Annotated in this window: 14 protein-coding genes; 7 read left to right on the forward strand and 7 right to left on the reverse strand. The window is 71.6% G+C overall.

The genetic code is table 11. From position 1 onward, the window contains the following. Positions 1–2 precede the first annotated feature (2 nt). Entirely contained in the window at positions 3–3275 is a 3273-nt protein-coding gene (locus tag F6X68_RS00085; protein WP_370518889.1) for a BTAD domain-containing putative transcriptional regulator, read from the reverse strand. Positions 3276–3493: 218 nt separating this feature from the next. On the opposite strand from F6X68_RS00085, the gene F6X68_RS00090 reads away from it, so the two are divergent. Further along, the gene (locus F6X68_RS00090) at positions 3494–4657 is read left to right on the forward strand and encodes an MFS transporter (protein ID WP_225851842.1); all 1164 of its coding nucleotides are present in this window, start codon (positions 3494–3496) and stop codon (positions 4655–4657) included. 75 nt (positions 4658–4732) lie between these two features. Here the strand turns inward: F6X68_RS00090 and F6X68_RS00095 are convergent, their stop codons facing one another. Beyond that, positions 4733–7036 carry an HAD-IC family P-type ATPase gene (locus F6X68_RS00095; protein WP_151452277.1) on the reverse strand — a complete coding sequence of 768 codons (2304 nt, stop codon included), beginning with the start codon at positions 7034–7036 and terminating at the stop codon, positions 4733–4735. A gap of 300 nt (positions 7037–7336) precedes the next feature. Here F6X68_RS00095 and F6X68_RS00100 point away from each other — a divergent pair, with 300 nt between their 5' ends. The 5 genes from F6X68_RS00100 to F6X68_RS00125 all read left to right on the forward strand — a co-directional run bounded on the left by F6X68_RS00100 (position 7337) and on the right by F6X68_RS00125 (position 14508). Beyond that, positions 7337–10384, forward strand: a complete 3048-nt coding sequence (locus F6X68_RS00100; RefSeq protein WP_151452278.1) for a patatin-like protein — start codon at positions 7337–7339, stop codon at positions 10382–10384. A gap of 172 nt (positions 10385–10556) precedes the next feature. Then, positions 10557–10853: a hypothetical protein gene (locus tag F6X68_RS00105; RefSeq protein ID WP_151452279.1), complete on the forward strand. Its 297-nt coding sequence runs from the start codon at positions 10557–10559 to the stop codon at positions 10851–10853. A gap of 772 nt (positions 10854–11625) precedes the next feature. Further along, complete coding sequence (locus tag F6X68_RS00110) at positions 11626–12453, forward strand: peptidoglycan-binding domain-containing protein (protein ID WP_151452280.1); 828 nt, start codon at positions 11626–11628, stop codon at positions 12451–12453. A gap of 72 nt (positions 12454–12525) precedes the next feature. Then, positions 12526–13488 (forward strand): hypothetical protein, encoded by a 963-nt coding sequence (locus F6X68_RS00115; RefSeq protein ID WP_151452281.1) that lies wholly within the window; start codon positions 12526–12528, stop codon positions 13486–13488. 288 nt (positions 13489–13776) lie between these two features. Beyond that, positions 13777–14508, forward strand: a complete 732-nt coding sequence (locus tag F6X68_RS00125; RefSeq protein ID WP_151452283.1) for an alpha/beta hydrolase — start codon at positions 13777–13779, stop codon at positions 14506–14508. 50 nt (positions 14509–14558) lie between these two features. Here the strand turns inward: F6X68_RS00125 and F6X68_RS34705 are convergent, their stop codons facing one another. The 5 genes from F6X68_RS34705 to F6X68_RS00150 form a co-directional block, all read right to left on the reverse strand. Beyond that, positions 14559–15365 (reverse strand): M23 family metallopeptidase, encoded by an 807-nt coding sequence (locus F6X68_RS34705; RefSeq protein WP_151452284.1) that lies wholly within the window; start codon positions 15363–15365, stop codon positions 14559–14561. 324 nt (positions 15366–15689) lie between these two features. Further along, positions 15690–16373, reverse strand: coding sequence for a hypothetical protein (locus tag F6X68_RS00135; protein WP_192581201.1), 684 nt, complete (start codon positions 16371–16373; stop codon positions 15690–15692). An 85-nt stretch (positions 16374–16458) separates the two neighbouring features. Next, complete coding sequence (gene alaS / locus F6X68_RS00140) at positions 16459–19104, reverse strand: alanine--tRNA ligase (RefSeq protein WP_151452373.1); 2646 nt, start codon at positions 19102–19104, stop codon at positions 16459–16461. Between the two features lie 167 nt (positions 19105–19271). Beyond that, entirely contained in the window at positions 19272–19532 is a 261-nt protein-coding gene (locus F6X68_RS00145; protein WP_151452285.1) for a superoxide dismutase, read from the reverse strand. Positions 19533–19537: 5 nt separating this feature from the next. After that, complete coding sequence (locus F6X68_RS00150) at positions 19538–20152, reverse strand: superoxide dismutase (protein WP_151452286.1); 615 nt, start codon at positions 20150–20152, stop codon at positions 19538–19540. 107 nt (positions 20153–20259) lie between these two features. Between F6X68_RS00150 and F6X68_RS00155 the strand changes: the two genes are divergently transcribed. After that, the gene (locus F6X68_RS00155) at positions 20260–20694 is read left to right on the forward strand and encodes a Fur family transcriptional regulator (RefSeq protein WP_192581202.1); all 435 of its coding nucleotides are present in this window, start codon (positions 20260–20262) and stop codon (positions 20692–20694) included. The last annotated feature ends 172 nt before the right edge of the window (positions 20695–20866 follow it).

Here is a 20866-nt window from a genome sequence, read left to right on the forward strand (position 1 = left end):
GCTTACCGTCTGCTGACCGTCCCCTGACCGAGGCCGCTGAGCGCCGCGTCGTCGAGGTCGAGCTGTGCGCCACGGCTCATCTCGGCAGCGAGTTCCCCGCCGCCGAGCGCATCCCGGAGGCGGCCGGTCACGCGCTGGACGTCGTGCCGTTCGCCTGGGGGCAGCGGCGCTCCGGCGACCTCGCGCAGCGTGCGGGCCGCGCCGAGCAGCCGCGCGGCACGGCGCTGGTCACCGCCGAGGCTGGTGGCCCCGGCCAGTCCCTCGAGGGCCAGGGCGACCGCCCGGTGGTCTCCGGCGGCGCGCGCCGCGTCGAGCGACTCACGGTGTCGGCGCTCGGCGAGGACGGCGTCGCCGCGGTGCTCCGCGATGAACCCCAACTCGGCCAGCGCGAGCGCGCAGCCTGGCAGGTAGCCGGCGTGCCGGTTCCAGTCGAGCAGGTCGTGCTGCTGGGCCTCGGCGGCGTCGAGGTCGCCCCGCCGTCGCGCGATCATCGCCAGGCCCGTGCCGGCGAAGGCGGCGGCGGATCGGCTCGACTGTTCCCGCGCGACCTGTAGCGCGCGGTCGTGGCTGGCGGCGGCCTCGTCGAGGTCGCCGCGCAGCAGGGCGAGCCGACCGATGCAGGCCAGCTGCCGGGACACCGACGTCCACAGCCGCAGGTGCTCGGCGGTGCGCAGCGCCTCCCGGTAGTGCGCGGCGGCCAGGTCGTAGTCGCCGTGGATCTCGGCCAGGGTCCCCAACAGGCTCGTCGGATGCACCTGCCCCCAGCGGTCGCCCAGCTGACCGAACAGCGACCGGCTGGTCTCGCAGTCACGCTGCGCGGCGGGCAGGTCGCTGCGGTGTACGAGCACGAGGTCCGCCCGGGTGGCGCAGGCGGCCGCGATGCCCCACTGGTCCCCGTCGGCACGGAACGCCGCCAGCGCCGCGTCGACCAGGTCGGCGGCCTCCCCCGGATCTCCGGAGCCGAGCATCATGGAGGCGAACAACCACTGCGCGAACGCCTTCTCCGGCCCGTCGGCGTCCCGGTAGCGCTCCAGGATCCGCTGCCGGGGAGCGGTCGGATCACCGTCGCGGGTGGCGAGGGCGGTCAGCCACATGTCCGCGTGTCGCCGCAGGGCGTCCGGTGCGACGTCGTCCGCGCTGCCCCCGACGATGTCCAACGCCGTCCGCAGGGACCGGCTCATCTCCCCGAACCGGCCCCGCAGCAGCCGGTACCAGCACAACGAGGTGGCGAGCGCCAAGCCCACGCGGGCCTGACCGTCGGTGGCGGCGACGTCGAGTGCCGCCCGCAGGTTCGCGTTCTCGGCGTCGAGTTCGCGCAGCGCGCGACTCTGCTCGCGCCCACGTAGCCGCCCTGCGGCCTGCTCGGCGAGACGCGCGAAACACGCGGCGTGGCGGCGACGGGTCGCGCGCAGTTCGCCGGCGCTGTCGAGCTGTTCGAGACCGTAGGCGGCCACCGTCTCCGGCAGCCGGTAGCGTCGCGGGCTCTCGCCGTGCCGCACCATGACCAGCGAGCGGTCGATCAGGCGGGCCAGCACGTCGAGGACCTCGTCCGACGCCACCTGCCCGCCCGGGCACACCTGCTCGGCGGCAGCCAGGGTGGCGCCGTCGGCGAAGACCGCCAGCCGGCGCAGCACCGCGCGTTCGGGAGGCGACAGCAACTCCCAGCTCCAGTCGATCATCGCGCGCAGTCCCTGCTGACGCGCGGGCGCGGTGCGCCGGCCGGACGACAGCAGCCGGAAACGGTCGTCGAGCCGCGCCGCCAGCTCGCCCGGGTCGAGCACGGGCAGCCGGGACGCGGCCAGTTCCAGCGCCAGCGGTACGCCGTCGAGGCGCCGGCAGATGGTGGCGATCGTGTCCGTGTTCCGCGCGTCGACGGTGAACCCCGGCTCGGTGGCGCGGGCGCGGGCTGCGAAGAGCCGGACCGCCGGGGCGTCGGCGATCTGCTCGGCGGTGGCTCCCGGTTCCGGCAGGGCCAGCGGCGGCACCGGAAGGACGACCTCGCCGGGGATCCCGAGCGGTTCGCGGCTCGTCGCCAGGATGCGCAGGTCGGCCGCGGCGCCGAGCAGGCTCTCGGTCAGTTCAGCGATCGGCGCCACCACGTGTTCGCAGTTGTCGAGCAGCAGCAGCATCCGCCGGTCCCGCAGCGCGGCGACCAGCCGGTCCATCGGCTCGCGTGGTCGCTCACCGGGCAGGCCGGGCGGGCTGTCGTCCCGGATCTCCAGGGTCGCCGCCACCATCTCGACGAGCTCGGTGCAGGTCGCCTGGCCGCCGCAGTGCGGCTGGCCGGCCAGCTCGACGAGCCACACCCCGGCGGGGAACGTGTCGGCCAGCACCCGGGCGGCCTCGAGTGCCAACCGGCTCTTCCCCACCCCGCCCATCCCGGTCAGGGTCACCAGCCGCTCGCTCGTGAGCCGCTCCCGTACCGCCTCGACGGCCGTCTCACGCCCGATCAGTCCGCCGTACGGACCGGGTGACACAGGGGCCGGCAGGTTGGTTCGGGCCGGAGTCGACGGCGGTGCCGGCGGCCGCAGGGCGGGGTCCTGGCGCAGGATCGCCCGATGCAGCTCGGCCAACTCCTGGCCGGGATCGATGCCGAGTTCGTCGCGCACCTGCCGACGGAACTGCTCGTACGCGGACAGGGCCTCACGCTGCCGTCCCGAGCCGTACAGGGCGCGCAGGTGCGCGGCCCGTAGCCGCTCACGCCACGGGTGGCGTGCGACCAGGTCGGCCAGCTCACCGGCGAGCAGGTGGTGCTCACCGAGATCGAGCCGGGCCTCGGCCAGGTCCTCCAGCGCGGCCAGGCGCTGTTCGTCGAGCCGCTCGGCCGTCTGGCGCACGAACCGCTCGTCCCTGAAGTCGGCGTACGGGGAACCGCGCCACAGCGACAGGGCTTCCGTCAGCGTCGCCGCCCGCCCCGCCGGCTCCCGCTGCGCGCGCGAACGCGCCACCAGCGCGGCGAAGCGACCGGCGTCGACCGACTCCGACGACGCCCGCAGCCGGTAGCCGGCATCGCCGGACTCGACCAGCGCGCGGCCACCCGCCTCACCCGCCCCCAGCGCGCGGCGCAACTGCGACACCTTGGTCTGCAGTGCCCCCAGCGCCTTGCCCGGCGCCTCGTCACCCCAGAGATCCTCGATCAGCCGGTCGGCGGAGACCGGGCGTCCCTCGTGCACCAGCAGGTCAGCCAGGAGAGCACGAACCTTCAGGCCGGGCACGGTGACGGGCCTGCCGTCCGACGTCCAGACCGCGATCTCGCCCAGCACCCCGAACATCACGACTTTCACACTAGCCAGTCGACCGTCCCGCCCCGCGAACGTCCGTCGGCCGTCGGTCCGCCCACCGGGTCGCGGCTCCGACGCGTACGTCAGCCGGCCGTCAGCCGGTGGTGAGCGACCCCGGGCAGGCTGATCCGAGCCGACACCGGAGGAATGAGATGGATCGTCTGCAAGAGCCCCGGGCCGCTCACGGTCACCGGCCGTTCGCACCAGCGCGGATGGCCACACCCTGGCTCGCCCTGCTGGCCGGCCCGCTGTCGTACGGGATCGCCGCACCGGCCCTGATCCTCGACGACGTGGCGCGCGCGACGCGTACCGACGAACAGGCCGCGGCCGCCGGCGTGACGGCCTTCGGCTGGGGGATCGCGTTGGGGACGCCGCTGTTGGCGGCGCTGCTGGCCCGGAGCGGCGTGCGGGCGGTCCTGACCGTCTCGGCCGTGCTGCTGGGCGCGGGGACGCTCCTGCTCGTGCTGGTGCCGAGCGTGCCGGCGTTGGTGGCCGGCGCGGCGGTGCAGGCACTGGGGTCCGCCGGCCTCACCGTGACGGCGATGAAGCTGGCCGACTCGGCCCGGCAGATGGGGGTGGTCACCGCGTCGCTGGCGGTCGTCGGGGCCACCGGCCCGCTGACCGGCGCGCTGGTCGCCGACCTCTTCTCGTGGCAGGCGGCGCTGGCGTTGCCGCTGCTGGCGGTGCTCGCGGTGCCCGCCGCTTGCCGCGGCACCACCTCGCCGGACGCGGCGCCGGCGTCGTTCGACCCCCTCGGCATGGTTCTGTTGTCCTTGCTGGTCACCGCGGCCGTCCTCATTCCGCACCGTCCGCTGGTGGCCGCCCCGGTCACCGTCGCGCTGCTGCTCGCGCTGGTGGCCTGGATAAAGATCCGTCCGGAGGGCTTCCTGCCCGCCGTGGTGGCACGCAACGGCCGGTTCCTCGCGGCGTGCGCGTCGGCCTTCGTGCTGGGGGTGGTGAACTTCGCCCTGCTCTACGCCGCGCCGGACCTGCTGCGGGAGCACGCGGGATGGGACGGCACCCGCAGCGGGCTCGTTCTGCTGGCGCCGTACCTGCTCGGCGGCTTCTGTTCCGGGTTCCTCGTCGCGGCGTCCGTGCGGGTGCCCCGCCGCGTCGCGGCCGCCGCGTTGCTCGTCACCGGCGCCGCCGCGTCGCTGCTGGCGGCGGTCACCACCGCCGTACCGCTGCTGCTCGCGGCGATGACGCTCGGCTCGCTGGCCGCCGCGACCGGCCAGGGCGCACTCGCCCTGCAGGCGACCGGAGTGGTAGCCGCCTCGCGTCGGGCCGAGGCCCTGGGTCTGTTCAACCTCGCCTACCTGCTCAGCGTCGCATTCGGACCGGCGATCGCCGTGACGCTCGCGCACCCCGCCGCCTGAGCACCCGCGTTCCTCTCCGCGCCTGCCCGGACCGCCCTGGCTGGCCTCGTCCTTGGACGTCGGAAGGCAGTTCGCTCAGCCGACCCTCGTCAGCCAGCGGTCGAGCCGCAGCAGCACGACGAGGACGGCGGCGCCGAGCACGGCGAGTCCCAGCCCGGCGAGGGTGTCGCGCGGTTCGGGAAAGGTGAGGTCGGCGACCTGCCGCGTTCCGGGCAGCACGGCCACGGCCGCGAAGCAGCCGGCCATCACCGCCAACAGGCCAAGCCGCCACCGGGTGTACGGCCGGGCGATGACGACGAGCGCCGCGAACGCGACGAGGAACAGGGTGAGCGTGGCAGTGGAGCGGTCCGCCCGCAGGCTCGACGCCGTGTTCGACCGCGCGACGGCGTACGCGGCGAACGTCATCGAAGCGGCCACGGCACCGGCGGGAACGGCGAACCGCAGGACGCGGGGAACGAAACCCGGTCGCGCCCGTCCGCTGTTCGGGGCGAGCGCGAGGAAGAAGCCGGGCACGCCGATCGTCAGGGTCCCGACGAGGGTGATGTGCCGGGGCAGGAACGGAAACGGCACCTGGGCGATGCCTACGAGCAGCGCGAGCAGCGCCGCGTACACGGTCTTGGTGAGGAACAGGTTCGCGACATGTTCGATGTTGGCCAGCACCCGGCGTCCCTCGGCGAGCACGTGCGGCAGCGCGGTGAAGTTGTCGCCGAGGAGGACCACCTGCGCGACCGCCCGGGTGGCAGGGCTACCGGAGCCCATGGCGACGCCCAGGTCGGAGTCCTTGAGCGCGAGCGCGTCGTTGACCCCGTCGCCCGTCATCGCCACGGTGCGACCCCGCGCGTGCAGGGCGGCCACGAACTCCCGCTTCCGTTGCGGTGTCGCCCGGCCGAAGACGGTGTGGCCGGCGACGGCGTCGGCGAGCGCGTCCGGCTCCTGCGGCAGCGAGCGCGCGTCGGCTGGCGCATCAGCCGACGGGATGCCGACCTGCCGCGCGATCGCGCCCACCGCGGCCGGGTCGTCGCCGGAGATCACCTTGACGTCGACGCCCTGGGCGGCGAAGTACCGGATCATGTCCGGGGCGTCGGCCCGTATCCGCTGTTCGAGAACGACGAGGGCGGCGGTCCTGCGGTCGCGGCTGGCCAGCGTGGCCGACCGCACGAGGGCCAGCACCCGTCGACCCGTCGCGGCGAGATCCTGGGCCTCGCGTCGGGCCGGGTCGTCGTCGGGCAGCAGCACGTCGGGCGCACCGACGAGCCAGGTGCCGTGCTCCGGGAAGGACGCGCCCGAGAACTTGCGTGCCGAGGAGAACGGCACGGTCTCGGCCGCGTGCCAGCCGTCGGCGGAGAGGCTGTCTCCGATGGCCCGCATGGTCTGGTTGGGCTTCGCCTCCGCGCGGGCGAGCGCCGCGAGCGCCGCCCGCGCGACACCGGGGGAAACGCCGTCGTACGGCCGCACCTCGCGCAATGCCATGCCGGGCTCGGTGAGCGTGCCGGTCTTGTCGATGCAGAGCGTGTCGACGCGGGCCAGCACCTCCACCGCCGGCAGTTCCTGTACGAGGCACCGGCGCCGGCCGAGCCGGATCACACCCACCGCGAAAGCGACGCTCGTCATCAGCACGAGCCCTTCGGGGATCATCGGTACGACTCCCGCAACGCTGCCCACCACGGCGTCGGAGACGCTGGCCCCGCTGGTGAACAGCCGCACGACCAGCAGCCCGCCGATCGGCACGATGATCCAGGTGACCAGCCGGAGCAACCGGTTGATGGCCGTCATGAGTTCGGAGTCCGTCAACTCGAAGCGGCTGGCCTCGGCGGCAAGCCGAGCCGCGTACGCCTTCTCGCCGACCCCGGTCGCCGCGAGCAGGCAGCTGCCCGCGGCCACGAAGGTGCCCGACTGGACCTTGTCGCCGCGCCGCTTCTCGACCGGGTCCGCCTCGCCGGTCAACAGCGACTCGTCGATCTCGACCCCGTCGGCCTCCCGGACCGCCCCGTCCACCGGCACCTTCTCCCCGGGCCCCAGCAGTACGAGGTCGTCGACGACCACCTCACCCGGCCGGATCGAAACCTCACGGCCGTCGCGCAGGACACGCACCGGCGCCTCGGTGAGCAGGGTGAGCCGGTCCAGGGTCCGCTTCGCCCGCAGTTCCTGGATCACGCCGACTGCGCTGTTGACCACGATCACCGAGCCGAAGAGCGCGTCGACCGGCTGGCCGAAGACCAGGATCAGACCGCAGAGCACCGCGATGATCGCGTTGAACCGCGTCAGCAGATTGGCGCGCAGGATCTGGCCGAACGTGCGGCTGCTCCGGCGGGCGGTCGTGTTGACCGAGCCCTTCGCGACCCGTTCAGCGACCTGCGCACTCGTCAGCCCCTGGTGCACGTGCCACGCCCCACGTCAGGCCACCATTCCTGTTCCGACGCATGAGCCGAGGCGTGCGCCCTCGACGACATCCGATGGCACGACCAACGAGCCCGACCCAAATCCGGATACGTGGTCGTGCTTCGCGGAACCGCCGACCCGACATACCATGTCGGACATGTACGGACGATCCACCCAAGCGATCATGCCCTCGCCTGCCCTCACCGCCGGGTAGCAGTGGCGCAGACTGGCGAGGACCAGGAGCCGCCGCGGCCGGCGTCCTCCAGCGACAGAGCCGACCGGCAGGACATCCGCCTTGCCGTGGTGATGACTGGTGGAGTCAGCCTGGCGGTGTGGATCAGCGGCGTCACCCTCGAGGTCTCCCGCCTGGCCGCGGCACGCACGGACCCGGAGTCGCCGTACGCGTCGCTGCTGGATCTGCTCCGGGCGGACGTTCGCGTCGATGTCATCTCGGGCACCTCGGCGGGCGGTCTCAACGGCGCCTTCCTCGCGCTTGGCCTGGCCAGGGGCGGGGACCTGTCCGTCATGCGGGACCTGTGGCACGAGCACGGCAGCCTGGACCGGTTGTTGCGCGACCCGTTGACGCGCCGTCCACGATCCTTGCTGAAGGGGGACGACTACTTCCTTCCGAAGGTGCGGGACGCGCTGGAGAAGGTCGTCTCGACCACCGGATCGCCTTCGGCCCGGACCGACGATGAACGGGTGCCGATCGAGCTGGTGCTGACCGGGACGCTCTGGCAGGGCAGGTCCACGACGTTCACCGACGACCTGGGTGTCGGGATCACCGAGACCGATCACGACGCCACCTTCCGGTTCGCCGACCTCCGGGCCGGCTACCGCGACGGCCGACCGGTCAGTGGTGACCTCGCCGCCGACGCCGTGCTCGACGAGTTGGCCGCCGCGGCGCGGTGCACGTCGTCGTTCCCGGGTGCCTTCGAGCCGCACTTCGTACGGGTGCGCCCCGGAGATCCCGGCAGCGACCTGCGGTGGGAGTCCGCGGCGGGTCGATCGAACTTCCGCGACGCGCAGCACGTGGTGGACGGCGGAGTGCTGCTCAACAAGCCGATCCGCCCAGCCCTGGAGGCGGTGTACCGGCAGACCGCCGGCTTCCAGGTGCGCCGGGTTCTCGCGTACGTCGCCCCGGATCCGGGCGAGCAGCTCTGTCCCTCCCCCGCGGCCGACTCGCCGGCAGCCCCGCATGCGGACGCCGCCGGCCCGGGGATGCCGCTCCCGTCGGCCCGCGAGGTGCTGCTCGGAGTCCTCACCCGACTGCGGGCCACCGACTCCGTCTCCCGGGAACTCACCGAGATCCGCGGCCGCAACACCACGGTGCGGATGCGCCGCCGGGCCCGGGACCGGTTCGCGACGGCGATGATCGGCGTCGCCGAGCAGCTTTCCGACGGGGCGTGGCCGGCGTACCTGGAGGTGCGCGTCGAGAACGCGGCCACCACGATCGCTCCCCTGCTGGCGATGGGACAGCGCGGCCGACCCGCCGAGCAGTGGAGCGGGCACGAACTGCTCGCCGCGCTTCGGCGACAACGGATGTCGTTCGTCCCCGAGGGCCCCCTCGCGGAAGCGCTCGGGAGAACCGGAGCCGGCTGGGACTGGGGACAGACCACCGTCCAGCGCCTGGCAGACATGACCGTCGACCTGCTCAAACGATCGGTGTGGCTGGCCCACCTCGGTACGCCGGAGCGAACGAGGATCGTGCGCTGCCGCGAACAGGCAGCCGCCACCCTGGAGGAGATCCACGCAGACCGCACCGACCTCAACCGCTACTGGTCGGCCGCGCCAACGGGACCGGCGCGGTACGGCATCGATCCGATGCCCAGGCGCCGGGGCTCGCTGAACCGGACGGCCGACAACCTGCCCGAGCTCGAACGCTGGCTCGCCGCCGCGTTGACGGCGTGGGACGCCCTGCCCGTCCCCGGTGACGGCGTGCGACGAGCCCGACTTCACCGGCAGGCGCTCGAACTGGCCCGGAGCCTTCACGAGGTCGCCCCCGCCCTGCGGACGGTCAGCGAGGCAGGCAACGACGTGCTCGATCCGGATGGCGAGTGGACGGGGCGGCTCACCGCACTCCACCGGTTCCTCGTCCCGATGCGGTCCGCCGACGAGACCGTCCTGCGGAACATGTTGCGGCTCGACGTCGTACAGCTCGCCTTCACCAGCGCCAGTCAGGACCCGGAGCAGGAGGTGGAGCTCGCCAAGGTCTCCTCGCTGCACCCGGACCTGCTGACCGGCATCCAGCTGCACCACTTCGGCGCCTTCTACCGCGGCTCGTGGCGCCTCAACGACTGGTTGCACGGCCGAATGGACGCGGTCGAACAGCTCATCCGGATCCTGCTGGCGCCGGAGCGACTACGGCAGTGTCTGCTGGCACCCGGATCAGCGACCTGTGCCGGGCCACGGCCGGCCCAGGCCGAGGCGGTGGACCGGCTGATGGAGGCGTTCGAGCGGTGCGCGGTCCCCGACCGGTCGCCCGACCGCGGATGGCTGGCCGACCAGTGGGCGCGGGACCGCGCGGCGTGCGAACGCGAGGCGCAACAGATCCTCGGCAACGCGGACGCCCGCTCGTTGAGCGCCTGCACCAGAGCCATCGCCCGACCGATCCAGACCTCGGTGCTCAGAGAGGACCTGCCCGGCCTCGCCGCCGCGGTACGCGCCGAGGGCACCGATCGGGCCAGGACGAGCACCGCCTGGCTGGCGTCCTTCGACGCCGCCGACCTGAAGGCCGGCCGGGAGATGCCGGCCCAGGATCTGTGGCGGCTGTGGGACGAGGCAGCCCAGATCGGCGGCGAACGCATCGATGGTGACGTCGGCAGCGACACTTTTGCCCGAACCACGTCGCACACCGCCACCGTCCTCGCCAACGTCGCCGGCGACACGGCGCGCACCAGGCCACTGGCCGTGGTGCTCTCCGCCTTCCGCGGCTACGCACTCGCCGTCTGGGCGATGGTGGCCCTGCTCACCCGCCGCAGCGCGATGGGCACGCGGGCAGTGGAGATCGCCGTCGCGGCCGGCGCTGTGCTGCTGGCCGTATCCCTGCTGGTGCCCGCAGTGCCGATCGCGCTGGCCCTGCTCGCGGTCCTCCTGCTACTGGCCGGGTTCTCGGCCGCCGCCCTGCTCTCGCCCCGGACCAGGCCGGTCGGTCTGCGCCTGGTCGCAGCGGCGCTCGTCGTGCTGCTCGCACTGGGCGGAGTTCTCTGGTGGGACTGGTACCGCAACGGCACGGCGTTGATCTGGAGCCTGTCGATCAAGCTCGGGGTCACGCTCCTCATCGTCCTGCTCGGCTGGTGGGTCGCCCGCGCCCAGCCCCGGCGCTCCGGCCGCAGCACCCGCAGGTAGGGCCGGCGGCCGGCTCCATACGGTACGCATCAGCACCACCTCCGGCAGCCGGGAAGTCGTCCACCAACGCATCGGCTGGACCCGGACCTACCGCTCGGGATGCCCGACTTGTCATGTCAGAGGCGTTGGGCATAGTCGATGCCTCGCAAGGCACCCGATCGAGAGGAAGCGCATGAGGCGTAACGTTGTACGCGTGCTGGCGGTCATGGCCGTCGTCGCCGCGGGATCGGCGGTGGTGTCCGCGCCGGCCGCCGCCAGCGACAGCCCTGGTGACATCTGCGTGACCAACCAGACCACCTGGCTGCGCGACCAGCCCTGGGGCAGCACGCTACGCACCCTGAGCCCCGGGCGAGGCTTCCGCGTTCACTCGATCTACGGCGGCAGTGACATCCAGACCTGGTACTACGGCCACGGGGCCGAGGCGCCGGGGCAGGACGGCTGGATCCCGGCCGCCAACTGCAACTGGTAGACCGGAGCCGCTCCACCACCATGGCGCCGGCTCCGGCCGGCGCCATGCGGCTGCGGCCGACAGTCAGTCGCAGCGATTGCCGTTCGGGCTGCTGGCGCCGGGTTCGCCGCGGTCGCTGCCGGAACCTCCCGGGGCACGCACCGATGTCTCCGCCATGAGGCTGGTGCCTCGTCTCAGAACGTTGATCGGGTGACCGCTGGCGCAACCGGCGCTTCGGACCGAGATCCGGATTCGCGACGAACTCCAACGCTCCGCCCTGGTGTCCGTCGGCGGAGGATCCGCACGTGCGACGCTGTCGAGCTGATGTCGCAGACGACTCGCCGCCGGCCGGTGCGCGGTGGCCCAGACGGCGCCTGATGTCACAGACGACTCAGCTCGACAGCGTCGTCCGACCCTCCCGCCCGCGGACCGGCTCGGCGGCCACCACCGCCACACGCAGCGCGGACCAGCTCTCCATCGATGAACATCTTGACGAAGGCGCCGTCGTCCCTGATAGTCGGGCGACCGAACCGGTGATCGCGGTCACGGATCATCGCTCGCCCTCGACAGGAGACCAGTTGACGGCACGTCCCCCTGCGGCTGCTCGCGGTCGCCCTCCCCGCCGCGGTCGACGGGCTCTTCGCCGCGAGCACGCCGGCACGGTCGATGTAGTGACCGACCTCGGCAACGCGTACGACACCAGCAACGTCTGGGACCGGATCGGCACGGGCCGGTTCATCCCCGGCGTTTCACGCTGCCGACCGGCCGCACCCCACCCACCGACGGAGAAAACGTGATCACGAGAAGAAGCCTGCTCGTCGCCGCCGGCGCCGCCGCGGCCGCCGCCGGGCCGTTGGCCCGCCCCGTCTCCGCCGCGCTGCCCCAGGTCGACATGGAGGCGCTCATCAAGGCCGCCCAGATCGATCCGCGCCGGGCGGACACCGCCATCACGACAGGCGCCAAGGACAGCGTCCTGCTGGTCGAGCGCGCCCTAGAGGCCAGAGGACACCTGTCGGCCACCTACGTGGACGGACACTTCGGCACCAGCACGATCGCCGCATATGCGGCGTACCAACGGTCCCTCGGCTATACCGGCCTCGACGCGACCGGCCTGCCCGGCCCGTCGTCGCTGCGGCTGCTGGGCGAGGGGCGCTACACCGTGGTCAAGGCGATCTCGCCCGGCACCGTGGTGAGCCTGCGTGACGTACGCGTCAACACCCGTACCAGATCCATGCTCCTCGAGGCCGAACGCCTGCTCGGGCGCCAACTCACCATCACGCAGGGGTCCTACAACACCGGCGTGGGCGCGTCGGCGGGCACCCACGACGGCGGTGGCGCCCTCGACCTCTCCGTGAACGGCCTGTCGTCGGCCACCCGAACCGAGGTGCTGCGCCGTCTGCGCACGGTCGGGTTCGCCGCCTGGCTGCGTACGCCGTCCCAGGGCGACTGGCCGTACCACATCCACGCCATCGCGCTGGCGGACACCGACCAGTCGACCGGCGCGCAGCACCAGGCCGGCGACTACTACCTCGGCCTCAACGGCCTGGCGAATCGCGGGCGCGACGACGGTCCTGCGGTCAGCCCCAAGCGGACCTGGGAGGAATACCAACGGACGCTCTGACAGTGGCGAGCGCCGAGCCTCATCGGCGCTGGCGCAGTTGCGCCGAGTGTCTCCATCCGATCAGGAGGAAAGTTGTCCATCCGTAACAACCGCCTCGTACGCGGCGCCGTCGCCGTGCTCACCACGGCCCTCACGACCGCGGCGGTCGGCCTCACCGGCGCCACCGCCGCCCAGGCCGCCGTGAACACCTCGCCGAGCCATCTGGTGGTCTACAACAACAACATCGAGAACTGGCTGCCGAGCTCCTGCGCCGACGGCCACATCTGGGACCGGCTGATCACCTACCTCAAGGGCCGCCCACTGAGCCCGGACATCTTCACCGTGCAGCAGGTCTCGAACCAGACGCAGCTCAACACCCTGACCAAGCGCCTCTCGGACGAACTGCCCGGCACCTACGCCGGACAGATCGCGATCGCGAACCCGGGCTCGATGGGCTACACCAGCACCTGCGGCAAGATGAAGAACCAGCAGACCAACGCGGTCATCTACCGCTCCGACCGGTTCACCTACGAGGCCGCCACCCGCTGGCGCTCCGACGCCCCCGCGAACTACGACGCGGGCACCGGCGGATGCCAGAACCTCGAACCCACCAGAAGCAGCCAGGACCGGGTCCACAACATCGGCATCCGGCTGCACGACAACGTCGCCAACCAGGACGTCTCGGTAGCCTCGATCCACTGGCCCACCAACACCTGGCACGGCCCCAAGTGCGCGGACGAGAACATCAAGGAGGCCGACGAGGCGATGGGCCGCCTCGGCGGCGACCTCAAGATCGTCGCCGGCGACGCCAACGCGGAGCCCGACGACGCGGGATGGTGGAACGACGGCAAGAGCTACGGCTACCGCGACCCGATCGCCGAGAAGTGCGGCAGCCGCAACTGCTCCTCGGCCTACGACACCCTGAACAGCCGGCGTATCGACTTCCTGCTGGTCAAGAGTGGCAACGGCTTCAGCAACGTCGCCACCGTCACCGAGTCGATGACCGGCGGGGCGTACTCGGACCACCGCGCCGTCACCGCGTACGTCAAGTACTGACCGCGTGGGGCGGCGAGGTTGACAGCACAGGCGCGGCGTCGTCCCGCCCGTGCCCTCGCCGCCCCACCGCGGTCAGCAGCGACGTGCTGCACACCCGGCTGTCGCGCGTCCGCGGAAACCCGTTGGCGGGCCACGGCGAGCACCGCTACTCTGCCAACGGCCGTGCGAGAGAACGAGGAGGTGGTACCCGTGAATGCAGTATCGACATGGGTGCTCCCCTCCGGGGTCACGGTCGGGCGATAGGTCGTCCGGGAGCGCCGCTCACGAGCACTCCCGAAGGGCACGACCATGCGATTCACTTCCGAACAGCGCCTCGACGACGATGTCCTCGAACGTCAGTTCACCCTCGGTGAGATCCCCGGCATCCTGTGGACGCCGGGATCCGGCTCCGCACCGGCCCCGCTGATTCTGATGGGCCACCCCGGCGGGCTGCACAGGTTGTACCCCCGACTGATGGCGCGGGCCCGGCACTGCGTGGCGGAGGGCTTCGCCGCAGCCACCCTCGAGCTCCCCTGGAGCGGTGACCGGCCCCGTTCCGCCGCCGCCGAGGAGACCCGCGCCGACCTGCACCGGGCGCTGGAGGCCGGCGAGCCGGTCGACGACGAGCTCGTTGATCGGCTCGTCCTCCCACTGGTCGAGAAGTCGGTCCCGGAATGGCGGGCCGCCCTGGACGCCCTCCTTCCGCTGCCCGGGATCGGCGGCCCGGTCGGGTACGCGGGAGGGGTGATCTCCATCGGCATCCGGCTGGCGGTGGTCGAGCCGCGCATCTCGGCCGCCCTCCTGTTCGCCGGGAGTTTCGTGCCCCGCACCATGTTCGAGGAGGCCCGACAGGTCACCATTCCGCTGCAGGTCCTGCTCCAGTGGGACGACGAAGGAAACGACCGGCAGGCGGCCCTGGACCTGTTCGACGCCTTCGGCACCAGGGAGAAGACGCTGCACGCCAACATGGGCGGGCACACCGGCGTCCCGCACTTCGAGGGGGACGCCGGGAACCAGTTCTTCGCCCGGCACCTGAGGTGAGGCCGCGCCGTCAGACCGCGCAGGCGTCTCCGAGGCCACCGCCGGGTGGATCAGGCAGGCACGGTCCCGTTGAGGTACGCGTTGATCTGGTCGATCTCCAGTGCGTTGAAGACCTCAGGCTGGGCGGCGGCCTGGTTCGAGTTGATGATCCGCTTGAACAGGTTGTAGTGCGCCATCGACCGCAGACCGATGACCCGGTTGGGGGTGACCAGGTAACCGGTGCCGCCGGTGCTCCAGATGAGGTACATCAGTCCATCCTTAGTGACGATCTCAGGGGGAGTTCCGGGCGCCCCGGCGTATGGGGCACCCGTCAGAACCGACTCGGGGTTAACGCGCTGACCGTTCGGCTGGAAGATCTCGAGATGCAGGTGCGGGCCGGTGGAGTGGCCGGTGGATCCGACGTTGCCGACGTGCTGCCCGGCGGCGACCTGCACGCCCGTCCCGACTCGGGGAGCCTCCCGCATGTGCCCGTAGACACTCCGCCAACCATCGGCGTGCGTGATGGTGGCGTTGTGCCCAAGGCCGCCCGCGCTGTACGACACGCTGGTCACGGTGCCCGCCGCGATCGCACGGATCGGATAGCCGAGGATTCCCGAGTAGCTGTAGTCCGTGCCGTTGTGCATCCTGGACACGCCGGTGATCGGGTCTGTCCGCATCCCGTACGAGGATGTGATCGGCACCCACTTGTCGAACGGCCGGTTCCATCTCGGCGTCGCGCCGTACGCGGCTTCCGCGAGCCACGCCTCCGGAATGATGCCGGCTGCCAGTGTGGCGGTGACCAGACCAAGCAGATGGCGGCGGCCGATGCCACGCGACTCCGCCCCGTCGCCCGGCAGTGTTTCGTCGAGTGTCCGCATTCGGCCCCTTGCTCGCGATGAATGACGACCGGAAACAATCCGCACCGAGGAGACCACCGATTGCGACTTCTGCCCACGTTCGGGTGGTCACTGGTTCGGGACGGGCCGACCAACCCCTTCGGCGGCGAACCAGCGAGCCCGCATGCATCTGGGATCTTGGATATTAAGGTATCGGGCTCCGCTGGTGTCAAGACTCGGACAGTGCGAGCGTCGTTAAGCCTTTCTCCGCGCCGTCGAGCAGGGCACGGCGTGGCGCGAGTCGGTGTACGCAGCGGATCTGCGCTCCCGGTACCGTCACCGGTCCCGGTCGTGCTGCGGTTGCCGCTACTGCCCGGCGGGCAGGGCCCGCAGGTAACGTAGCTCCACGATCTGGGTGTCGATCGGTGTGCGGTTCGGGTTCCGGATGTTGTGGGTCTCGCCGGGATGCAGGTAGCGCACTGCGGGCCGTGGCGGTGTGTCGGCGTCCGCGCCGCCGGCCAGGTCGACGACGAGCAGGGGCACCGACTCCGCGCGGCAGGTGTGTTCGTCGTCGGGCGGAGTCGTGAGGCGCTGGACGCGCACCCCGTCGGTGTCCAGCACCGTCGTCAGGGCCATGCCGTGGGCCGGTTCCCCGGGCCAGCCGTCGGTCGTGTCGGGCAGTGCGTACGGTGCTTCTCCCGAGGCTTCCTCGCCGAGGTCGAGCAGTTCGACGAGGCGGTTGCGGTAGAGGCTGTGGCCCTGGTTGGTGAGCATGTGGACCGGGGAGACGGGCCGGTAGATAGCACCGCCCACCTGTTCGTTGATGTGCCGGGGCGGGCTGCCGTCGAGCCAGTCCATGCGGCAGGCCGAGGTGTCGAGGCAGAGCACGAGGTACGGGTTGCGGTGCAGGTGCCAGGGCTGGCACTCGCCTGGAGCGAGGGCCACCTCCCAGACCCGTACCCGGGAGTTGGCGAGCAGGACCCGCTGGCCGACCTCGCCGAGCACGATGTCGCTACCGTCGGGGGAACGAACCACGGTGCCGGCGCTCATGGGTTCCTTTCGGCGGTGGTGCTCGGCCTGGGTGGCGGCACCCCCGGGGGTGGTGGGTGTGGTGGTCAGTCGGCGGCGTCGGGTGTCATGCCGCGCGGGTGAGGTCCCGCAGCTGGTCGAGCAGTTCCGTCGGTTCCGCGTTGGCCTTGCCCTGGGCGGACGCGGCGTTGCCGCCGCCTTTTCCGGCCAGGAGGTGTTTGATCAGGTCGTTGGCGGACAGGCCGCGTTGCACGCCGGCGGGGGTGACGGTGACGACGATGCTCGCGCCAGCGACGACGCCGACGACGCCGGGGCGGCGGCCGAGGCGGTCGCGGACCTTCTCGGCGAGGCGGCGCGCGTCGCCGGTGGTGGTGATGCCGGCGTACGCGATGCCGTCGAGGTCGGTGGCGTTGGCGGCGTAGGTGTCGGCGTCCAGGTCGATGAGCCGGCCGCGTAGGTCGTCGGCGTCGCGTTCGGTCTGCTTGAGTCGTGCCAGCAGGGTGGTGATGCGGTCGGGCAGTTCGTCGGGGCGGGCTTTGAGCTGGGCTGCGAGTTGGGTGACGAGGTCGCGTTCGCGGGCGAGGTAGCGGAACGCCTCGATTCCGGTGACGGCTTCGATGCGGCGTTGGCCGGCGCCGACCGACGATTCGCCGGTGACGGCGAGGGAGCCGATCTGCGCGGAGTGGTCGACGTGGGTGCCGCCGCACAGCTCACGCGACCATGCGCCGCCGATCTCGACGACCCGCACGGTCTCGTCGTAGGTTTCGCCGAACAGGGCCAGGGCGCCTTCGGTGCGGGCCTGTTCCAGCGGCAGGTAGCGGACGTCGACGGGCAGGTCGCGGCGGATCGCCAGGTTCGAGACCTCCTCGATCTCGCTGCGGGTGGCGTCGGAGAGGCCGCCGCGCCAGGCGAAGTCCAGGCGCAGGTATCCGGGCCGGTTGTACGAGCCGGACTGCAACGCGTTCGGCCCGAGCACCTGCCGCAGCGCGGCATGCACGACGTGCGTGCCGGAGTGCGCCTGCCGGGCGCCGACGCGCCATTCGGGGTCGACTGCGGCGTGCACCGCGTCGCCGACGGTGAGGCTGCCGTCGAGGATCCGGACGGTGTGCGCGATCAGGCCCTTGACCGGTCGCTGCACGTCGATGATCTCGGCGCGCAGGTTCGGGCCGGTGATTGCGCCTGCGTCGGAGTCCTGGCCGCCGCTCTCGGCGTAGAACGGCGTCTGGTCCAGGGCGACCGTGACGATGTCGCCGGCGTGGGCGGCATCGACCGCCGCGCCGCCGGACCAGAGCGCGACGACCCGGGAGTCGGTGTCGAGCGTCTCGTAGGCCAGCCACTGCGTGGGCCCGTTCGCGTCGAGCACCGACCGGTACGCCGACAGGTCGGCGTGGCCGGTCTTGCGGGCCTTCGCGTCGGCCTTCGCGCGGGCGCGTTGCTCGGTCATGAGCGCCCGGAAGCCGTCGGCGTCCACGGTCAGGCCCTGCTCGTTGGCGATTTCGAGAGTGAGGTCGATCGGGAAGCCGTACGTGTCGTGCAGTTGGAAGGCCTTGTCGGCGGGCAGTGCGGAGCGCCCGGCCTTCTTGGTTTCCGTGATCGCGGTGTCGAGGATGGTGGTGCCGGCGCGCAGCGTGCCGAGGAAGGTGTCCTCCTCGGCGTAGGCGGCCGAGGAGATCCGGTCGAAGTCGGTGGCGAGTTCGGGGTACGACGGGGCCATGCAGTCGCGGGCGACGGGCAGCAGTTCGGGTAGAGCCTTGTCGTGCCAGCCGAGCAGCCGCATGGCGCGGATGGCGCGGCGCATGATCCGGCGCAGCACGTACCCGCGGCCCTCGTTGGACGGGGTCACCCCGTCACCGATCAGCATGAGCGAGGTCCGCACGTGGTCGGCGATGACCCGCAGGCGTACGTCGTCGGGGTGGGACTGGGTGGCGGCCTGCCCGGAGTGCACGCCGTACTGCTTGCCGGTGAGGTCGGCGGCTCTGGCCAGGATGGGGCGGACCTCGTCGATCTCGTAGAGGTTGTCCACGCCCTGCAGGATCGAGGCGATGCGCTCCAGGCCCATGCCGGTGTCGATGTTCTTGTTTGGCAGGTCGCCGACGATGCGGAAGTCGGTCTTCGACGCCACGTCGGCGATCTCGTACTGCATGAACACGAGGTTCCAGAATTCCAGGTACCGGTCCTCGTCGACCTCCGGGCCGCCCTCGGCGCCGTAGGCGGGGCCGCGGTCGTAGTACAGCTCGGAGCAGGGGCCGGCCGGACCGGGGATGCCCATCGACCAGAAGTTGTCCGCCTTGCCGCGGCGCACGATCCGCTCCGCCGGCACGCCGGTGGCGAGCCACAGGTCGTACGCCTCGTCGTCGTCCAGGTAGACCGTCGCCCAGATCCGCTGCGGGTCCAGCCCGAAACCGCCCTGCTCGACCGGCGTGGTGGACAACTCCCACGCCAGCGGAATCGCGCCGGCCTTGAAGTAGTCGCCGAACGAGAAGTTGCCGTTCATCTGGAAGAACGTGCCGTGCCGTGACGTCTTGCCGACCTCGTCGATGTCCGGCGTCCGGATGCACTTCTGCACCGACGTCGCGGCCCGGTACGGCGCGGCCCGCTGGCCGAGGAAGTAGGGGACGAACTGCACCATGCCGGCGTTGATGAACAGCAGGTTCGGGTCCGCTATCGCCGGCAGCGGCGCCGACGGCACCACCGTGTGCCCGTTGGTCTCGAAGTGCGCCAGGAAACGCCGCTTGATCTCCGCCGTCCGCACCAACGCCCCCTTGTTGCCCATGATGTGCAGCTACAGCTTATTGGCAACAGAGCGAGAGTGTTTCAGGTACCCCGCAGTCGCTCACGCACCCCGGGCGACGGTTGCGGTGATCCGGTCGGTGTCGCCGGCATGGCGTGCCGGCGACACCGACCGATGGACCAGCCGGGTCAGGTCTCGGGTGGTGTGGCGGTGGCGGCGACGAGCAGGGACAGCTCTCGTACGAGGTCGTCCATGGACTGGCCGCTCTGCGCCCGGAGCAGCCCGAGGCTCAGGTCTGCCAGCAGGTAGAAACCGAGGGTCCTGGCCTGCTCGGTGCCGAAGGCGGCGAGCAGTTCCTCGGCGCCGCCGAGATCACCGCGGTGCTTGGCCGCGATGACCCCGGCGGCCCGTTGGAGCAGCTCCGCCGCAGCCGGGGCGGGCTCGGTCACGCCGATCAGATCTTCGGCGTCGTGGCGCGGGCGGCGTCGAATCGGGCGATTACGTCCGACCAGTTGACCAGGTTCCACAGCCGGTCCACGTAGTCGGGCCGCACGTTCTTGTACTGCAGGTAGTAGGCGTGCTCCCAGGCGTCGAAGACCAGCAGCGGCGTGGAGCCCTGCCCGATGTTGCCGTGATGGTCGTACACCTGCTCCACGATCAGCCGCTGGCCCAGCGGCTCCCAGGCCAGGACTCCCCATCCGGAGCCCTGCACGCTCTTCGTGGCGGCGGAGAGCTGCCCGGCGAACGCGTCGAACGAGCCGAAGTGCTCATCGATCGCGGCGGCCAGCTCCCCGTCCGGGCGGTCGCCGCCGTCCGGGGACAGGTTGCCCCAGAAGATGGTGTGCAGCACGTGACCCGACAGGTTGAAGGCGAACGTCTTCTCCAGGCCAACAAGCTTCGAGAAGTCGCCCTTGTCGCGGGCCTCGGCGAGCTGGTCCAGGCCGTCGTTCGCACCCTTGACGTACGCGGCGTGGTGCTTGTCGTGGTGCAGCTCCAGGATCTGCCCCGACATGGCCGGCTCCAGTGCGCCGTAGTCGTAGGGCAAATCCGGCAGGTTGTAGACCGCCATCAGACCTCCTCTGTTGCTGCCAAGGCTAGGTTGTTGCCACTATCTTGCAACATGAGGAGTGCGTACGCGCTGAGGAGTGGCGATTGAGCACATCGGGAGCCGACCGGGTGGACGCCGCGGTGAGGCGCCTGCGTCGTGCGGGCCTGCGCAACACCGCACCACGTCGGGGAGTACTTGACGAGCTCGCCCGTGCGGTTGGCGACCAGGGGCACCTCACCGCTTCCCAGCTGCACCACGCGCTACTCGCCCGCGGCCTGGCCGTGGAGCTTTCCACGGTGCACCGGGTCCTGGCGCAACTGGTCGAACTCGGCATCGCGCACACCGTGCCCATCGGCAGGACGATCACCTTCGGTCTCGCCGACGACGCGCACCACCACGCCGTCTGCGCAGGCTGCGGCGACATACGACAACTGCCGGCCGAGGCGGTCGCGGCGAGCGTCGCCGCCGCGCAAGCCGCCGGCATCGAGGCGGACCCCAGCGGGCACCTCGCGGGCGTCGTCGTCTACGGACGGTGTACGCGGTGCCGGACGACGGCTCGCTGAGGCCGAATCCGCTGGTCCACGGCCCGCCACGATGCCGGCACCGGTCACGACGGCACGCCCGTCGAGCCCTCGGAAACCGACGTGGGCAACCGCAGCGGCCTCGCCGATCTCCGATGGCGCCGTCCAGCCCTGGCACCTGGCCATGCCCCACCAACCGGCCCAGCCTTACTGC

The sequence above is a fragment of the Micromonospora sp. AMSO12t genome (genome assembly GCF_008806585.1).
Lineage (GTDB): Bacteria > Actinomycetota > Actinomycetes > Mycobacteriales > Micromonosporaceae > Micromonospora > Micromonospora reichwaldensis.

What these genes read in the sequence shown, in the direction of transcription:
- F6X68_RS00090 (WP_225851842.1), top strand. Translation starts at nt 3,494, where the DNA reads ATGGCCACACCCTGGCTCGCCCTGCTGGCCGGCCCGCTGTCGTACGGG.
- F6X68_RS00105 (WP_151452279.1), top strand. Translation starts at nt 10,557, where the DNA reads ATGAGGCGTAACGTTGTACGCGTGCTGGCGGTCATGGCCGTCGTCGCC.
- F6X68_RS00125 (WP_151452283.1), top strand. Translation starts at nt 13,777, where the DNA reads ATGCGATTCACTTCCGAACAGCGCCTCGACGACGATGTCCTCGAACGT.
- F6X68_RS34705 (WP_151452284.1), bottom strand. Translation starts at nt 15,365, where the DNA reads ATGCGGACACTCGACGAAACACTGCCGGGCGACGGGGCGGAGTCGCGT.
- F6X68_RS00135 (WP_192581201.1), bottom strand. Translation starts at nt 16,373, where the DNA reads ATGAGCGCCGGCACCGTGGTTCGTTCCCCCGACGGTAGCGACATCGTG.
- F6X68_RS00150 (WP_151452286.1), bottom strand. Translation starts at nt 20,152, where the DNA reads ATGGCGGTCTACAACCTGCCGGATTTGCCCTACGACTACGGCGCACTG.